Origin of the sequence: Parvibaculum sp. (assembly GCF_040882025.1) — a bacterium.
GTDB lineage: Bacteria > Pseudomonadota > Alphaproteobacteria > Parvibaculales > Parvibaculaceae > Parvibaculum.
Genome location: NZ_JBBECC010000038.1, coordinates 1 through 1,188 on the forward strand (window position 1 = coordinate 1; position 1,188 = coordinate 1,188).

Sequence of the window (1,188 nt, forward strand, 5' to 3'; positions counted from 1 at the left end):
GCTTTTGTACCAAACCGACCCGCTTCGAGATCACGGGTCGCGATCGCTGCGCGGCACGCGGTTTCGACGAACGCGCCTTTATGCGGATCGATACGGGCGGAAAGCCAAAGTGGGAAGTAAATCTGGATTGAGACGCAGCGACACCCGGTTCATTTCTCTTCTGTCTCGATCCCAAAATACTGGAGATGCCAGAGCAGCTCGTTGGGCTCCATCGGATAATCGATACCGGCGCGAGGCAGCACGAGATTGTCCTTCGGGACATGCGCTATGTGAGTCTGGATGGCAAGCGCCGTGCGCATCGCCAGCCCCGCCTTCCAGCAAAGCGCCGTGATGCCACGGCCGCTTTCCGCTTCGATGACCTGTTCGATACGGGCCGGTTCGACACTGCTGAGCAGCGAGAGAGCGAGAACCACGGACGTCCGTTGCGACGTGGTGACCGCTTCCATCACCATTTCATCGCCCAGACGACCGGCCGCATGAGCTTCCTTGATCGCATCGCGCGCGGCCGAGGGGCGGCTTGCGCTTTTTTCGGCCTCGATCCGGTCCTGCGCCCGGGCCTTCAACCAGCTCGACGTTTCCGGGTCGATTTCGTGGCGCTGCGCCAATTCATCAATCAGGGCGCGTGAAACGAAGGTTGCGATGCGCCGCACCGCGCGCAGCGAAAGTTCCGTGCGCATCACCAGCGGCTTGTGCCATGCCTCGATGCCGGCAGCTTGTGCGATGACGCTTTCAAGAGAGCTTTCGCGTATTCGGGCGCTGGCATTCGTCAGCAGTTGAGCGACAGCCGAGACATCAAGGGTGGCAATGACCGCATCCGATACGCGCGCGCTCAAATTTTCACGACGCGCGATGGCGTCGATAGCGCCCTGTATGCGGCTGGTTGCGATCAGCTCGACGAGGTCTTCGTCGGAAAGAAGTGGCGAGTATTGCAGGATCGGACCGCAGACCGAAATCTCGACGTCACTTGCAAGACGGGTCGCCAGTCGTTTTGGAATTGTGGGACAGCGCGCAATCTCCCGGGCGACGATCGCACGGACCCGGGGCGCCTCATCCGCGGCGATCTTTTCCAGAAGTTCCACCGTGCGCTGCTGGATGGTTGTGCGCTCGCGGCTCGGCATGTCCGGCATCAGGCGTGCAATCTTGCGCGCCAGTTCCTCGCGTACCTCAAGGTCGCTGTCTGTGCGCAGA

Annotated in this window: 2 protein-coding genes; one reads left to right on the forward strand and one right to left on the reverse strand. The window is 61.3% G+C overall.

What is annotated here, in order from left to right; genetic code table 11:
- The coding region (locus WEB61_RS02605) for a DUF1036 domain-containing protein (protein ID WP_368062773.1) at positions 1-131 on the forward strand (131 nt) is incomplete at its 5' end.
- An 18-nt stretch (positions 132-149) separates the two neighbouring features.
- Here the strand turns inward: WEB61_RS02605 and WEB61_RS02610 are convergent.
- A partial coding sequence (locus tag WEB61_RS02610) for a DUF2336 domain-containing protein (protein WP_368062772.1) occupies positions 150-1,188 on the reverse strand: 1,039 nt, incomplete at its 5' end.